The organism is Capnocytophaga canis, from assembly GCF_043187445.1.
Taxonomy (GTDB): Bacteria; Bacteroidota; Bacteroidia; order Flavobacteriales; family Flavobacteriaceae; genus Capnocytophaga; species Capnocytophaga canis.
On the sequence record NZ_CP171121.1, the window covers coordinates 1,443,690 to 1,459,083 of the forward strand.

Genomic DNA, 15,394 nt, shown 5'->3' on the forward strand with positions numbered 1-15,394 from the left:
ATTTTAATGCTTCCGCCGAATTGTCTCAACCGATACGTATCTATTGATTAACGGGAGCGTACCTATTTACTAACAGGTACGCTCCCGTTTAACAATGTAACCGCTTCCGTTGAAGGTTTCCAAAAAGGCGTTATTCATAATAGGTAATGACTCTTTCGGTAATGCCCGTTCGTTTATCGTTAATGTATTCATATCGAAGCATCCAATTACCTTGATTATCATACTCATACGAAAATGTTTTGGTATATGCTCCGTCTATTTCTTGTATCAAATCGCCGTTGGGGTTGTACTGCATCGTTTTTGTTTTTACAACAGCATCGTTTTCAAGTATCGTTTCCTTTAAAACCCTTCCGTGCGAATCGTTGGTGTAAAGAATATCCAAAATTCCGAGCGGACTTACTTCTTGAATTTTAGAAAGATAACCGTTTTCATCATATTCCAAATTATGCTCTCCTACTGATATTTTTTTTCGGGAAAGCGTTTGTTTTATGACGTTTCCCTTCTCATTAAGAATAATTTTACTTTCGGTAACGGTATTTTCTGTCTTTAAAACAGCTCCCACAAGTAGTCCGTTTTCATAAAAATATTGAATATTTGCCCAACGACTGCTCACCGCAATCGGCTGATGGTTTGGGTTATACTTCCAAACCACGGGAATAGAATCGTGTGGGGGATAGTGTTCAGTGAGGTTTCCGTGTGGGTTGTAGTTAAACAATTCAAAAAATCGTTTTTCCTGCTTCATAAATTCTTTCCCCTGCGGAGAAAGCGAACCTTCGTTATAAAAATAAGTTTCGATTGATTTTATTTTTCCTTTGAGGTTTTCGGATTGTAGGTCGTTTTGCCAATCTAATTTTGAGAGTATCAGTCCGTTTTTCTGTTCGGAGAGCGGTCTGTATTGCTGTGCCAAGAGCATTCCGTTTAGGAAAATTAGTGCGAGTGTGATTATTTTTTTCATTGTGAGGTGTTTTATTGTATAGCTAACTCTATATAATTTGTCTTTTTTTCTGTTCTTTTGTCTTGAAACAAAAGAACCAAAAATTCAAGACTTTGGATACTTCGCTAAAAATCAGATGAATTTCACTGAAAATCTCCAAACTCGCTTCGCTCAAACAATGGATATTTTCCACGCTCCATTCATTGATTTTTTTAACGCTTCGTCTCCAAGGTCATAAACTCACTCTTGAAAAGAACGACAATTTAAAGAGGATTAGCTATATGTTTCATAATTGAGTTATTTTAATGCTCTTCCATATGATCATACGTTTTTTGCGTATCATTTTATTCTATTTTTTTCAAAACAAATTCCCCTTTCGGACTGATTTCATAGGTAAATGTTATCACATTTTCGTAAAATTCTTTTCTTACAACAATCGAATTTTTGTGTAAAACGGATTCTGTAAATACAGCACTTTCGGCAATTTCATCATAAGCAATCAAAAGATAATCAATAATTTGATTGTTTTTATCCAAATTAAAAAGTATCGTTGAAAATTGATGTTCTCCCTGCTGAAAAGCCACCACTACGGAAGTAAAATCGTCCGAGAAAGGTACGCTATAAACGCGTTTAAAATTTTCTGCATCAGGGAACAATCCCGAAAGCAATAACCGAGCTTGATTAGCACTTAATGCAGGTAACGAATCGTAATTATCGGCGTTGGTTTGTTCCTTTTTAGGAAAAGAAACGGCCGGAAAATCAGACCACGCCACATCAGAAACGGTAGGTTTTAGAATGATTTTATAATGGATAAATCCTAATGTTCCCTGCTCGTCATAATTGGGATGTGCAAGATACAAGGTAGTGTCATCTGCCCAAAAAGCGCTGAGATTACAAAGCATTTTTGTTGTAATTTTTTCAAAAATATGGTCTAAGTTGATGGTTTTTTGCCACTGACCATTTTTGTACTGCTGAATGAAATAAAACACGCATTCTTGCCCTCCGTAGAAACCATTTAACCGAGCTTTATTATTCGGCGAAGCTATCACAAATTCAGGGTTGCCGACCTCTTCGGTTTGTTTGCCATTGGAGAGATTAAAACTTACATCAGAGCTATGCCCTCCCTCGAAAAGTACGATGTCTTCGGTAGGAAAATAAGCCACAAAACCAATTTCGTTCAACAAATCATAAATGGTGTCGAGCTTGGTTCCGTTACGAAAACGGATTTCCTGCGGAAAGAGCGTCCATTCCCTATCTTTTCTAAATGTTACAATGTCTTTCAGGTGTTTTTCCGCCTGAGCAAAGTTTGTAATTTTAGGGATTGAATCTCCTTTTCGTGCTTTGGATTGAGCGGTATGAAATTCCTTTTCGCTTATTTGACGAATTTCAAGAGGTAAATCTTCATTAAAAAATGATTTGATATACGTTACCTCTGTTATTGAATCATTTTTAGAAGTCTCATTGTCATACATTTCATCATTTGAAACGCTCTCTTTGCTTTTTTGTTTTTTATTTGAAGAAAAATCGCAAGAACAAAGTAATAACAGCAATAGAAATAATATATTTTTCATAAATTCAGTTGATTAACAATCGTGTGATTCGTAATGGAGTCGCTCGTAATGGTCTTCCATACGCTCGTAACTTTTTTGGGATTGTGGTAAGGCTTTGAGCTTTACTTGGAGTTGTTTTTTTCCGTCAGGGGCTATCCAAAGTCCTTCCAAAGTTTCGCTTCTGCGATGGAGTATTAAAATGCCTGTATTTCCGAATTCTACGAAAGTAAATCTTTCTTCTTTGTGGTCCATAAAAGACTCTAACAAAATGCGTTCGTTGGATTTTTCGTATTTGTAATAGGCTTCGGCATAGGTGTTTGGACATCCCGTTTCTTTAATGGCGAGGTAAAGCCCTACTTTCAAGTCCGTTCCGATAGTGCCTTCGTAATACGTTTGCGAAATGATGGTTTGTGAAAACCCTTGTAAGGAGAGTAAAAATGTTACGATTGTTGCTATTTTTTTCATTATCAATTGTTTTGTTTGTTATTTAATCTTGTAATTTTTTAATAAAACATTACTCTATCCATAGAGGTTTGGAAGACAAATGGAGAAAAAAATTTTTATTTGTATCCTAAAAAAACTACTTTTCAGCATTTCCTTTATGAATTCCTTTGATGATGCCCTCAGCTAATTCTTCTTCTACATCTTCAATGTTTTTATCTTTTTCAAGATTGTCTTCCTTATTGCGTTTTGATGTACTCACGGAAAGAATTAACCCTAAGGCAAGACAAGTCATCCAAATTGAAGTACCCCCGCTACTGATAAGAGGAAGATTTTGCCCCGTAACAGGGAATATTTCAACGGCAACACCCATATTAATAAACGCCTGAAAAATAATGGGTAATCCCATCCCCAAAACTAACAACTGACCAAAAACCGTCCGTGCGTTCATGGAAATCACCATAATTCGGAATAGTAGTAACATATAGAGCAACAACACTATCAAAGCTCCGAAAGAGCCATATTCTTCCGTAATGATTGCATAAATAAAATCGGATGAACTCTGTGGTAAAAAGTTTTTCATGGTACTCTTTCCTGCTCCTTCGCCTAAAAAACCTCCTTTAGCAATTGCCATTTTGGCTCGTTCAATTTGAAATCTTCCACTACTATTTTCATTGCTATCGGTAAATGAGTCAATACGACTAACCCACGTGGAGGCTCGGCTCGGAAGCAGTTCTGGAAAAGCTTTTGCTGTTATATAGAACATAACAACACCTACGGCACAAATTGATAGAAAATTTAAAATATTTCGCATAGGAAGTTTCCCGATGAAAGTAAGTATAATCACAGAAAAAGCAACCAACAGCGAAGTGGAAAGATTTGATGGAACAATGAGTATTATAGTAACACCAACAGGCATCCATAAGGGCCAAAAACTATCTGAAAATGTAGGTTTTTTCTCGAAATTTTCTGCTAAATATGAAGCCACATAAATCATAATCATAACGAAAGCAAAGGTTGAAGGCTGAAACGATACTCCCACGAATGGAACCTCAATCCAACGACTCGCATTAGCTCCCGCAATGACTGTTCCTTTCACAGCCGCAAAAACCAAAAATATGGCTGCCAAGACAATTCCAATTTTAGAAATAGGTCGTGAAAATCGATAAGGAACCTTGTGTACCAAATAGATGATCACGAATCCAACTCCCATCAAAAATCCGTGTTTTATGAAATGTCCAAAGGTTGTTCCTTTGCCCACAACATAAACCAAATTAGTACTGGCACTATAGACCGCCAAGAAAGATAGTAATGTGAATACCAATATGATAGCCCATACAACCTTATCTCCTTTAATGTTTTGTGCTATCCACTTTTGCATTTGAATTTATTTATAGTTTTTCTACTTCTTTTCTAAACGTATTTCCGCGGTCTTGATAGTTCTCAAATAGGTCAAAACTTGCACAAGCGGGAGCTAATAACACTGTATCTCCTACAGTGGCAAATCTACGAGCGTATTTTACGGCTTCCTCCATACTTTTTGTTTCCACTATGTTGGGAATAATGTTGCCAAAAGATTGTAAAATGGCATTATTGTCAATTCCTAAGCATACAATAGCCTTTACTTTCTCGTGAACGTAAGGCAATAAAGGAGAATAATCATTCCCTTTGTCCACACCACCTACAATCCACACTACGGGCGTTTTCATTGTGTCCAAAGCAAAGAAAACGGAGTTTACATTAGTAGCTTTAGAGTCATTTATGTAAGTTATACCCTCTACAGTTTTAACGAACTCCAAACGATGTGGTTCACCAATAAAACCTTTTAGGCTTTCGCGAATTTTTTCTTTACGAACTTTTAAAAGATGTGAGGCAACGGAACTTGCCATTGAGTTTTTCACGTTGTGTTTTCCTTTAATTGCAATTTCTTCTGTATTCATCTCTACCATATGATTATTAATCGTAATTATTATTGTATTTTTGTGATTATAAGAACCCTGTTTAATTTCTTTTTCCAATGAAAAAGGCAATTTTTTTGCTTTAATGGGATTTTTTTCAAGCCATTGCTCTATCACTGGATCATCAGCATCGTAAATGAAATAATCATCTTCGGTCTGATTTTCAGTAATTCTGAATTTCGATGCGATATAATTCTCCATTTTGTAATCATACCTGTCCAGATGGTCGGGGGTGATGTTCAGTAAAATGGCAATGTGCGGCTTAAAACTCGTAATTCCGTCCAGTTGAAAACTGCTGATTTCCAAAACATAATATTCTTTATCATCTTCCGCTACCATTTGAGCAAAACTCTTCCCGATGTTCCCTGCTACGCCCACATTCAGTCCGCTTTCTTTCAGAATGTGATACGTTAGGCTGGTTGTGGTGGTCTTTCCGTTGCTACCCGTGATGGCAATAATCTTCCCTTTGGTATAGCGATAGGCAAATTCAATTTCAGAAATGATTTCGATATGTTTTTCCTTTGCTTTTTTGATGATTTCTACCGTATCAGGAATTCCTGGACTCTTTATGATACAATCTGCCGAGAGGATTTCACTTTCGGTATGCTTATTTTCCTCCCATCGAATGATATGTTGATTGAGTACCTCAGCATATTTGGTTGCTACCTTGCCTTTGTCAGACAGAAATACATCCCAATGCTTCTTTTTACCAAGAATTGCAGCTCCAACACCGCTTTCGCCTCCTCCTAAAATTACTAATTTTTTCATTTTTTATATTTTGAACTATAAATCGATGTCATTTTTCATACATTGATTGTTAAGTTAGTTATCAAAGTCTTCGTCTTCTTCCATATCTTCCTGAAAACGATTATTAAACTCATTATTTCTCCTCATATTTTGCTGAGAATAGTTGTTTAAAACATTTTCATAGTTAATTAAAAGAGAATCTATCTTCTTTTTGGTTTCAATTGAGGTATTTCCTTCCTTTAATTTCATAAGTTCTTGCTGAGCATTTTTAGTAAATTGTGTGATTGCGAGTATTTCCAATGCTCCTAACTCTCCTTCAGTGATGTTTTCTTGCAGAAGAGAAATTCTCTCGGCAATATTTTGATATTCAACTACCTTTAAAGCTACATTTTCGATACTTTCCAAATGTTTTACGTTCAGTAACTCGTTGGTGATGGCTTCCAAATTGACGTTTTTTAAAACTTCGTCTTTAATTTGGTTTGTACTTTTAGAAATTTCTGTCTCAATGCGTTCAGAGCTTTCCGATATTTCGTTACTGATGTTATTTACCAATTGATTGACGTTCTCACACGAGGCAAAAATGTTTGCACAAAGTATGATAAATAGTATTTTTTGTTTCATTTTTTCTTTTATGTTAAAATAATTAATCGTTTTTACTTTAATTTCCAAATACCTGTTTTGTCACTCCCCACGCGATAGATAACTCCTTTTTCTTTAAATGCTTGGATACGTCTTTTCGCTGTACTAATACTTATTTTTAAAATTTCACTTATTTGCTTGATAGTAATATTTGGCTGCTTTTGAATGAGCAACAATAGAGGGTCATTTACAGGTTCATTTTGTGTGTTTACAGGTTCAAAGTGAACGTGCATTTCTCGATTTCTAAGCATATGATTTTCTCCTAAAAGTAAATTCGATAGAAATCGGATTAAAAAAACATCGGTTTTATGTATTCCTTGTGACAAGTCTTCATAATTAGCTCTAACAAGAGCATTACGAAAAAACCACGAATGACGAGCGAACATATCATTATTTATTTGTTTAAATCCTAATTTTCGAAGGTATTTTATAAGAAAAACAGCCGTAGTCCGCGTATTTCCTTCTCCAAAAATGTGTATTTGCCACAGATAAGAAATGAAATGTGCGATATGCTCAACAATCTGTTGCTTGTTTAACCCTTTGTAGCTAAATATTTTTTCCTGAGCAAAGTCATAATCTAAAGTTTGTTTTAAATTTTCGGCACTTGCATAAATCACGGTTTCTCCATTTAACACCCATTCGGCTTTGGTAATGTTGTAGGTACGGATTTTCCCCGCGTGTGGATAAATCCCTTCAAACAATCGACGGTGAATACTGATATATTCTATGGGCGAGAATGAAAAAGTATTTTCGCCTAATATTTCCGCAATGCGAACAGAAACTTTATCAGCTTCTTCTGTGCGATTTTCTTCATTTTTAGAGTTTTGCTGCTGATAGTAGTTGTTTATTTGTTGCTTCGCTTCTTCGATAGATATATTTCCTTCAATATTCTGCTTTGCTGTTTTTATCAGATAGTCCGATGGTTTTATGCCATCAACCTCTTGTAAACCAATAGCAGTATTCCAAGCGTTTGCTTTTTCGCGCTTATTGGGTTCTCCTTGTTGCAGATACTCCTCGAAAATATCCATTTTGCTCTGAATTTTATTATTAATTGTCAGTTTGATTTTCTTTCTGAACTTCGATTACCTAATTTTTAAGGTCACGAAGGACATTATTGCCAGAATGATGCCCACAATTAAGAATCGCATCACAATTTTACTCTCGTGATAGCCTTTTTTCTGATAATGATGATGCAAAGGTGACATCAGGAAGATGCGTTTGCCCTCGCCATACTTCTTTTTTGTGTATTTGAAGTAAGAAACTTGCATCATAACCGATAGATTTTCAATCAGGAAGATACCACACAGCAATGGAATGAGCAATTCCTTACGAACTGAAATAGCAATCACGGCAATTACGCCCCCAATGGTCAGGCTACCTGTATCGCCCATAAAAACCTGAGCAGGATAGGTGTTATACCACAAAAATCCGATGAGAGCCCCAGCAAATGCAGCGATGAAGATGGTCATTTCTCCTACATTGGGGATGTACATTATGTTGAGGTACTGCGAAAAAATGATATTCCCCGATACCCAAGCGAAAATCCCAAGTGTTAGCACAATGATTGCCGAACTTCCTGCTGCCAATCCGTCAATTCCGTCGGTGAGGTTAGCTCCGTTGGAGACTGCCGTCACAATTAAAATAACTATCGGAATAAAAACCACCCAAACCCAGTCTTTACTTCCTTCACCTGCCCACGAAATCAGGTCGGCATAGTCAAATTCGTTGTTTTTCATAAACGGAATAGTGGTTTTGGTAGATTTTATTTCTTCCTGCTGAATTTGAACTTCGGTTACTGTACTTGCTTTTGTGCTTTCGTTCTTCACGGTTACATTAGGGTTGAAATAAAGCATCGCTCCGACAAAAAGTCCGAGACCTATTTGTCCCAAAACTTTGAATTTGCCTTTAAGTCCGTCTTTGTTCTTTCTAAAAACCTTGATGTAGTCGTCCGCAAACCCAATGATTCCCATCCAAATCATTGAAACTACAAGTAAAATGATGTACACGTTTGCCAGTTCAGCAAACAGAAGTACCGGTACGAGCGTTGCCAAGATGATAATCACGCCTCCCATTGTAGGTGTTCCTGCTTTTTCGTTTTGTCCTTGCAGACCTAAATCACGAATGGTTTCTCCCACCTGAAGTGCGTACAGCCTACGGATAATTTTCTTACCGAAGATGGTCGCAATTAAAAGTGAGAGAATCGCCGCAATCCCCGCACGGAACGAAAGGTATTGAAACAATCCTGCTCCCGCCAAATTGTATTCTTTTTCTAAGTAATCAAATAGATAATATAACATTTTTAAATTGTTTTTGTTGTTGTAGGGGCGTAATGCTTACGCCCTTATGATTATTTTTTTATTAAAATTATTTGTTTGGACGTACGCAAACGCCTCTACATTGTTTTATTAATAAAAACAATCCTCTTCCCATTTTGCGGGATTGTTTTCGATATATTCGTGAATTTTAAAATACGATTCCTCATTTCGGATAATGTGTTCGTAATAATTCCGTTGCCAAACGGAAAATCCTATTTTTTTAGACACCGCCGATTTGTAACCGCGAACAATTGCACCTAATGTTTGCGATGGTGACCGTAGGGGCGTATTGCATACGCCTTTTTCATTATCATTGGGTGTATGCAATGTTATATCATTGGGCGTATGCAATACACCCCTACATTGGTGGGTGATTTCTATAATGGCGTGAAAATGATTTGGCATCACCACAAATGAATGTAATACCACATTTTTGCGAATTGTTTCCGTATTTATCCATTCATTATAGGCAATTTTTCCTATTTCATTCAATTGCATTTTACCATCTACAATTTCACCAAAATAATGTTCTCTGTTTTGACAACAAATCGTAATGAAATATAACCCTTCACGACTGTAATCATATCCTTTCAGACGAATCGAACGCCTCTTGTGTATGTCGGAGTTGTATTTTTTCATTTTTGATTTGTTTTTTTTCGTAGTAAGGGCGTAAGCATTACGCCCTTACGGTATTAAAAATTCCTCTTTCAGTTTGCTGTAAATTTCCAAATCTCGGAATACATTTTCCGAAACGCGTTCGCCTTGCCGTTCGACGCCTTCAAAGGTAAATCCCAATCGCTTTGGAATGTTTTTGCTTGGTAAATTACCAACAGCACAACGGATTTGTACGCGGTTCATTCCCATTTCGGTAAAGGCAAATTCGCATATTCGCTTAGTGGCTTGGGTTGTGATGCCTTGTTTTTGGTATGTTTCTGAAATCCAATAACCGATTTCAGTTTTCTGATTGAGTTTGTCTGTTTTGATAAAACTGATAAGCCCGACGAATTCGCCTTCTTTTCGAATGCAAAAGATGTATTCTTTGGTCTGTTCCATCGTTTCCAAAGCTGATTTTATAAAATTTTCTTCATCAGCAAGATTTTTTATAAAAGAAACGAACGGAAGCCACTCGCCCAAATATTTTCTCTGTGTGTCTATTGTACTGAAAATGGTCTCAGCATCAGATAATTGTACCAATTCGAGATATAATTTTTCGTTTATGATTAGTTTCATATTTTGTTTCTAATGAATGGATTATTTAATCATTGTAGCTAATGTCCCGAAAAAATTACTGAAATTATGGGACAAAATCGCTAACAATATACTTCGACTTTTTAGGGTTATCCACCCCCAAAGGTATCCTGCAAAAGTGGTTTGTATAAAATAAATAGATTCAAAATCAATCGCATAGTTTTTATCAAGAGTCAAACTATGCATAAGTCCGAATAGAATCGCCGTTAGTAAAACGCTTGGATTTCCTACAAAAGTTGTTTTTTCTTTCAATGAAGAAGCCAAAAGTCCGAGTAGAATTCCGCGAAACATTATCTCTTCATCAACGCCCGGCAAGGATATTTGAAAAGCCAATGTTTCCATATCAAATTCGGATTTACCCAATAAAAACCAAACCACAACAGATAATAATACCACTCCCACCGCTACAATGAGAGTTGGTTTTAAGTTTTCTCTATTTTGTTTTAAAGTGAAAAAATCATTTTCGTGAAAATATCTTCTAAAAATGAAATAACAGCTTATTCCACAAATGATTCCCAATGCTTTTCCTTCCCAATTCCAACGACTTTCTATTACATCGAACACTGCATTGATGCTCGGAAGCACGAGAAATAACTGATATGCCACATAGCAACCTACAAAAATCAATAATCGTATGAAACTGATTTTGCTTTTTTCTTTCAGAAATAAAATTGCAAAAGGAAGCAACAGAGCTATTTGTAAAAAAGATTCAGCTAAAATTTTTATCATTTTTGATTTGTATTTTGTTGTCGTAGGGGCAAAGTCCGTGAAAACGGAGTATGTGAGCTTACGCCCTTTTCGTTTTGTTTGGGCGTATGCAATGTTCATCATTGGGCATATTCCATACGCCCCTACACGTTCAATATTTTCTTCACTTCTTCCATATCATCAAAATGGGTGCGTTCGCCTTTTACTTCCTGATAGGTTTCGTGTCCTTTTCCTGCAATGAGGATAATATCTCCCGATTGAGCAAACTGACAAGCGGTTTTTATTGCCTGACGACGGTCGGCTATGGTTACGAACTTTTTGTAATATTCTGCTTGGACTCCTGCTTCCATTTCTTCTAAAATCGTTTGTGGGTCTTCGTCTCGCGGATTGTCGGAGGTAAAAATCACTCGCGAACTTTCCTTCGTGGAAATATCCGCCATTACAGGGCGTTTGCTCTTGTCGCGATTGCCTCCACAACCCACCACCGTGATAAGTTGTTCATTTTTGGTACGAATGTTGTTAATCGTATCCAACACGTTTTGCAGGGCATCGGGCGTGTGGGCATAATCCACAATGGCGGTAATTTTGTCTTTGGAAACAAAATATTGAAAACGTCCGCCCACCGATTGCAACGTACTCAAAGCGGTTAGATTTTGCATTTTATCAAGTCCGAGCAAATCGGCAACGGCATAGACCGCCAACAGATTATAAGCATTGAACTGCCCGATAAGGTTTGTCCAAACTTCCTGTCCGTCTATTTTCAGCACCAAGCCCGAAAATTGATTTTCCAATATCTGCAAGCGATAATCTGCAAACGATTTCAGAGCGTACGACTTCTTTTGTGCTTTGGTATTTTGCAACATTACACCGCCATTTTTGTCGTCGATATTGGTAAGAGCAAAGGCTGTCTTTGGCAATTGGTCGAAAAACTTCTTTTTAGCATCACGGTAATTGGCAAAGGTTTGGTGATAGTCCAAATGGTCGTGTGTTAGATTCGTAAACACGCCCCCTGCAAATTGTAAGCCTTCGATGCGTCGTTGCTCCACACCGTGCGAACTCACTTCCATAAAGCAATACTGACAACCTGCATCGACCATCATTTTCAGATACTTATTCAGGGTCAAGATGTCGGGCGTGGTGTTTTTCGTCTCGAATTTTTGGTCATCGACATAAATGGCAATGGTGGAAATCAGTCCCACCTTGTAGCCCACTTTTCGAAACAACTGATACAGCAAAGACGTGGTGGTGGTTTTTCCGTTCGTACCTGTAATGCCCACCAATTGGAGTTTTTCGGACGGATTGTCGTAAAAATTGGAAGCCATCGTTGCTAATGCCGCAGTGGTATCGGAGACTTCTATCACAGTACAATCCCCTCCCCTCACATACTCCGCTTTCGCGGACTTCCTCCCCCAAGGGGAGGGGCTTTTGGACTCAGCTGTTTGTGTGGTGTTTTTTCCGCTCTCACAGACTCCCTCTCCTTGGGAGAGGGCGGGGGGAGAGGATACCACGATTTTCGCTCCGTTTTCAATGGCTTTATTGATAAATAAATGTCCGTCAGAGGCAGTTCCTTTGATGGCGATAAACAGGTCGTTGGGTTTTACGGCTCTTGAATCCTGCACGATATTGCCCACTTCGCGGTTGGTTTCCCCCGAAAGGGAAATGATTTCTATGTTTTGTAATAATTTTTTTAGGTTCATTAGGTTATTTGTGATTAAGGATAATATGCTATTGTTCGTTCTGTAATTTCGGCTTTGCCATTTTTTTGAGTGGTAATTCTTTTTGTCCAATTCCCTTGATTATCATATACATACTTGCTTTTTTCTCGAATGCCAGTACTTCTGTTTTTTAGCATCGTCAGATTTCCTTTGCGGTCATATTTATAAACCATTTTACTTTTTGATTTCTTTACAGAAAGTGCAGGTACGTAATGATTGGAAGACACAACGTTTGCCAGTTCTTTCTTTTGGTTCTTTTTTCGTTCTCTATAATCTCGTTTTGTGATGTATATTTTTTTACGCAATTTCCCTTTTCGGTTAAATTTTTCTACTGAAATATCGGTATAGCGATTCTTATTTGAAAATTCCTTTTTTACGTTTTTTCTCTTGCCATATTTTCTAACTACTTTGACTATCACTTCCCAAGAAGTTGGATAGGTTTCGATGCGTGTTTCCGTAAATTGCTTTTTGTCGTACCACTTTTCTTTATAATTGAAATAAGCGATTCCTTTAAGTTCATTATCAGTACTGTATGCAAATATTCGTGATTTTCTCCCTTTGTCATCATAAACAAATACATTTTTACTTTTAAGGGCATTATCTGTATATAAAATTTCTTTTTCTTTAACTCCTTCGTTGTTGTATTCGTAACGTGTTCTTTCAGTGTATCTTCTCCATTCTTTCTGATATTCAACAAGTTTATCTAAACTATTGTATATATGTTTAGTGTATAAGCAACGAGAACCGTACAAATCACAATCTTTCTTTTCGATTTCATTTCCGTTTTCGTCATAAGTATAAAAACTTTCGGAAGAAGAATTTTTGCTTTTGAACGTATATTTTGACAAATATCCCAAAGAATCATAAGTGTAAGTTCTGGTAGTTTCAGCCGACACAAGTGAACCGTTGTCGTGGGTGATTTCGGTAACGAGTTTTACCTTTCCGATGAGGTTGTTTTCCCAACTTGTATTCGGAATTTGAGAGAAGACAACTGTTGCCATTCCCACGAAAAATACGAGAATTTTGTCTTTTAGATTCATAGTCTTGTGTAATAAAAAATCTAACTTTTCAAAACCTTGTCGTTGCTGAAACAAGATACTTTCAATAAAGCGATGTGTTTTTCTCTTTCTGTTCTAACTGCTTCCATATCGTTGGGAAACAGTTTGTTGATAAGAGTTATTGCGAAATCTGTTGCCCATAATCCGTGAAATTTGGTGTGCGGACTTGCAGCAATTTGAGCCATCGTTCGGTAAAATTTTACTTTTGCTACATCACTTTCTTCTTTTGCTAATCTGCTGATTTGGAAACTTATGTTTCTTGCTTTATGATAATTGGTTTTTCCATCAAGCCATTCTTTCATCGCCTCAAAAGCCAATAACATTTCATCGCAAGGCTCAAACTTTGTAAAATCTATGAGATGTTGTGCTAATGACAGACAGAATAGCACAATTTCCTGACGATTTTTGGTGTCGAAAATTGTGATGAATTCATCGCGTAATGCAGAAATATCTTCTATTTTTCCGACAGGTTTTTGATATTTATAAAAATCCATTTTTTCATTTTTGTTATCATCGAAGCGGATATATCCAATCTCACAATATTACGAATTAATTTTCCATTTCCTCCGCCAACGCTACCAACTTCGTTAATGTATTGAAATTGCGTGTGGTGGCGATGATGTTAAGTTTCTTTTCTAAAAAATTGTTACTGAGTTTGCTACGACTGGCATCTTTGGGTAAATACATATACAATGCTTTTTCGCTAAAATCAAATTTTTCCTCGCCAAAATCCTGCTTTTTGAGTTCCTTTGCCAATGACAGCGATAATTCATCATTAAAAAGCGTAAAGAAAACGCGTTTGCTGTCGTGATTCTCGGTAAATGGATTTTCGCTTAAAACTTGCTGAATTTCATCAGCGGTTTTTACAATCACAGGGAGTTCTGCACCAATGTTTTCCTTGATAATTTGATGTACCTTCCCGCTCACTTCCACAGGAGAAAGCTCCGTTTGTAAGACGATATTTCCACTTTGAATATAGGTTTTCACATTCGCAAATCCGCCTTTTTCCAAAATTTCTTTCAGAAAAGCCATACTCGGAATTTTGTTTTTCCCTGTGGGCATCACACCACGCAAAAGGACGATATAGGTATTCATATTTTTGGTTTTTTACCATTTACTATTTCATTGTTGGGGCAAAATATTTTTTGCCCTTACATTATCGAGCGTACGCAATACGCTCTTACAATATTTTACCTTTCTATTTTGAAAGTGTTCTTAAAGCTTTTTTAATAATATATTGCGTTGATTTTGTAAGGCTTTCTTTTTCCCAACGCTTGCACAACTCCTGTACAAAGTCGGGGCGAGATTTACTTGCATCATTCAGCCAATTGCCTACGCTATCTTGCACATATTTAGCCGAATCCGATTTTAATTTCTCCAAAATAGGCAATGCCAATTCAGGTGAATTTTTCAAGGTCTCGATATGCGAACACCACACCCCACGCGGACGCAAGGCTTCCGAAGAAAAACGACGGATATTTTCATCTTTATTTTCTGCCCAAACCGATAGAAAATCAATTGAAAATGCCAAATTTTGGCTCAATTCAGGTCTGAGTGCCATCCAAACCACTTCACGCACCCCAAAATGCTTGTCTGCCACCAACGGCTGTAACAAACCGAGCTTTTTTTCAAGCGAAAAATCGCTATTCAGAGCCATAAAATAAGTGGCATAACAACGTACCGAATCAGACAAATGTGTGGCTAATTTTTCAAAAACGGCTAAATAATCCGTTGATTTTGCGTATTTTTCATAAAGAAATGCTCCAATCAATTTAATGGTATTCATCGTTGATGGCTTTTTTTGATTTTTTATGAGCTCTTGAATTTCAGAAATATACGCATTTGAAATCCCTATTTTGGGGAACACTGTAGCCACCAAATCCGTATGATTTACAGCAAGCCACTCGGTTAAATTAACGCTTTCTATTGTACCTTCGTTCAATAATTTTAGTACTTGTTCTGGAATGTTTTCAAGTTTGGTTGCCCCTTTACGGTTTTGTATTTCGTGCGTCATATTATTTCCTTTTAAAAATTAAACGATGTATATACCCCATAGGAGAAGGCTCTTTTTACTATAAAGT

The 15,394-nt window shown here is 36.9% G+C and carries 16 protein-coding genes; all 16 read right to left on the bottom strand.

What is annotated here, in order from left to right; translation table 11 throughout:
* Window positions 1–130 precede the first annotated feature (130 nt).
* The 16 genes from ACF3OB_RS06110 to ACF3OB_RS06185 all read right to left on the bottom strand — a co-directional run bounded on the left by ACF3OB_RS06110 (window position 131) and on the right by ACF3OB_RS06185 (window position 15,327).
* Window positions 131–955, bottom strand: a complete 825-nt coding sequence (locus ACF3OB_RS06110; RefSeq protein ID WP_095900136.1) for an RHS repeat protein — start codon at window positions 953–955, stop codon at window positions 131–133.
* Between the two features lie 323 nt (window positions 956–1,278).
* Complete coding sequence (locus ACF3OB_RS06115; RefSeq protein WP_392447077.1) at window positions 1,279–2,505, bottom strand: hypothetical protein; 1,227 nt, start codon at window positions 2,503–2,505, stop codon at window positions 1,279–1,281.
* A gap of 12 nt (window positions 2,506–2,517) precedes the next feature.
* A complete protein-coding gene (locus ACF3OB_RS06120; protein WP_392447079.1) occupies window positions 2,518–2,949 on the bottom strand; it encodes a hypothetical protein in 432 nt (143 codons plus the stop codon).
* 115 nt (window positions 2,950–3,064) lie between these two features.
* Complete coding sequence (locus ACF3OB_RS06125; RefSeq protein WP_095912133.1) at window positions 3,065–4,306, bottom strand: FtsW/RodA/SpoVE family cell cycle protein; 1,242 nt, start codon at window positions 4,304–4,306, stop codon at window positions 3,065–3,067.
* 10 nt (window positions 4,307–4,316) lie between these two features.
* The gene (gene murD / locus ACF3OB_RS06130; protein ID WP_392447080.1) at window positions 4,317–5,651 is read right to left on the bottom strand and encodes a UDP-N-acetylmuramoyl-L-alanine--D-glutamate ligase; all 1,335 of its coding nucleotides are present in this window, start codon (window positions 5,649–5,651) and stop codon (window positions 4,317–4,319) included.
* 54 nt (window positions 5,652–5,705) lie between these two features.
* Window positions 5,706–6,251 carry a hypothetical protein gene (locus ACF3OB_RS06135; protein ID WP_392447082.1) on the bottom strand — a complete coding sequence of 182 codons (546 nt, stop codon included), beginning with the start codon at window positions 6,249–6,251 and terminating at the stop codon, window positions 5,706–5,708.
* A gap of 32 nt (window positions 6,252–6,283) precedes the next feature.
* Entirely contained in the window at window positions 6,284–7,297 is a 1,014-nt protein-coding gene (locus ACF3OB_RS06140; RefSeq protein WP_172919923.1) for a Fic family protein, read from the bottom strand.
* A 54-nt stretch (window positions 7,298–7,351) separates the two neighbouring features.
* Window positions 7,352–8,566, bottom strand: a complete 1,215-nt coding sequence (gene mraY / locus ACF3OB_RS06145; RefSeq protein WP_041995970.1) for a phospho-N-acetylmuramoyl-pentapeptide-transferase — start codon at window positions 8,564–8,566, stop codon at window positions 7,352–7,354.
* A gap of 108 nt (window positions 8,567–8,674) precedes the next feature.
* A complete protein-coding gene (locus ACF3OB_RS06150) occupies window positions 8,675–9,223 on the bottom strand; it encodes a transposase (RefSeq protein WP_095893723.1) in 549 nt (182 codons plus the stop codon).
* A 45-nt stretch (window positions 9,224–9,268) separates the two neighbouring features.
* A complete protein-coding gene (locus ACF3OB_RS06155; protein WP_095893722.1) occupies window positions 9,269–9,814 on the bottom strand; it encodes a GNAT family N-acetyltransferase in 546 nt (181 codons plus the stop codon).
* Window positions 9,815–9,835: 21 nt separating this feature from the next.
* Entirely contained in the window at window positions 9,836–10,561 is a 726-nt protein-coding gene (locus tag ACF3OB_RS06160; RefSeq protein WP_392447085.1) for a CPBP family intramembrane glutamic endopeptidase, read from the bottom strand.
* A 122-nt stretch (window positions 10,562–10,683) separates the two neighbouring features.
* Window positions 10,684–12,237 (bottom strand): UDP-N-acetylmuramoyl-L-alanyl-D-glutamate--2,6-diaminopimelate ligase, encoded by a 1,554-nt coding sequence (locus ACF3OB_RS06165; RefSeq protein ID WP_392447087.1) that lies wholly within the window; start codon window positions 12,235–12,237, stop codon window positions 10,684–10,686.
* 14 nt (window positions 12,238–12,251) lie between these two features.
* Window positions 12,252–13,295: a hypothetical protein gene (locus tag ACF3OB_RS06170; protein WP_392447088.1), complete on the bottom strand. Its 1,044-nt coding sequence runs from the start codon at window positions 13,293–13,295 to the stop codon at window positions 12,252–12,254.
* 20 nt (window positions 13,296–13,315) lie between these two features.
* Window positions 13,316–13,807 carry a putative immunity protein gene (locus ACF3OB_RS06175; protein WP_392447090.1) on the bottom strand — a complete coding sequence of 164 codons (492 nt, stop codon included), beginning with the start codon at window positions 13,805–13,807 and terminating at the stop codon, window positions 13,316–13,318.
* Window positions 13,808–13,862: 55 nt separating this feature from the next.
* Entirely contained in the window at window positions 13,863–14,408 is a 546-nt protein-coding gene (locus tag ACF3OB_RS06180) for a DUF1697 domain-containing protein (RefSeq protein WP_392447092.1), read from the bottom strand.
* 103 nt (window positions 14,409–14,511) lie between these two features.
* Complete coding sequence (locus tag ACF3OB_RS06185) at window positions 14,512–15,327, bottom strand: DNA alkylation repair protein (protein ID WP_392447094.1); 816 nt, start codon at window positions 15,325–15,327, stop codon at window positions 14,512–14,514.
* Window positions 15,328–15,394: the final 67 nt, after the last annotated feature.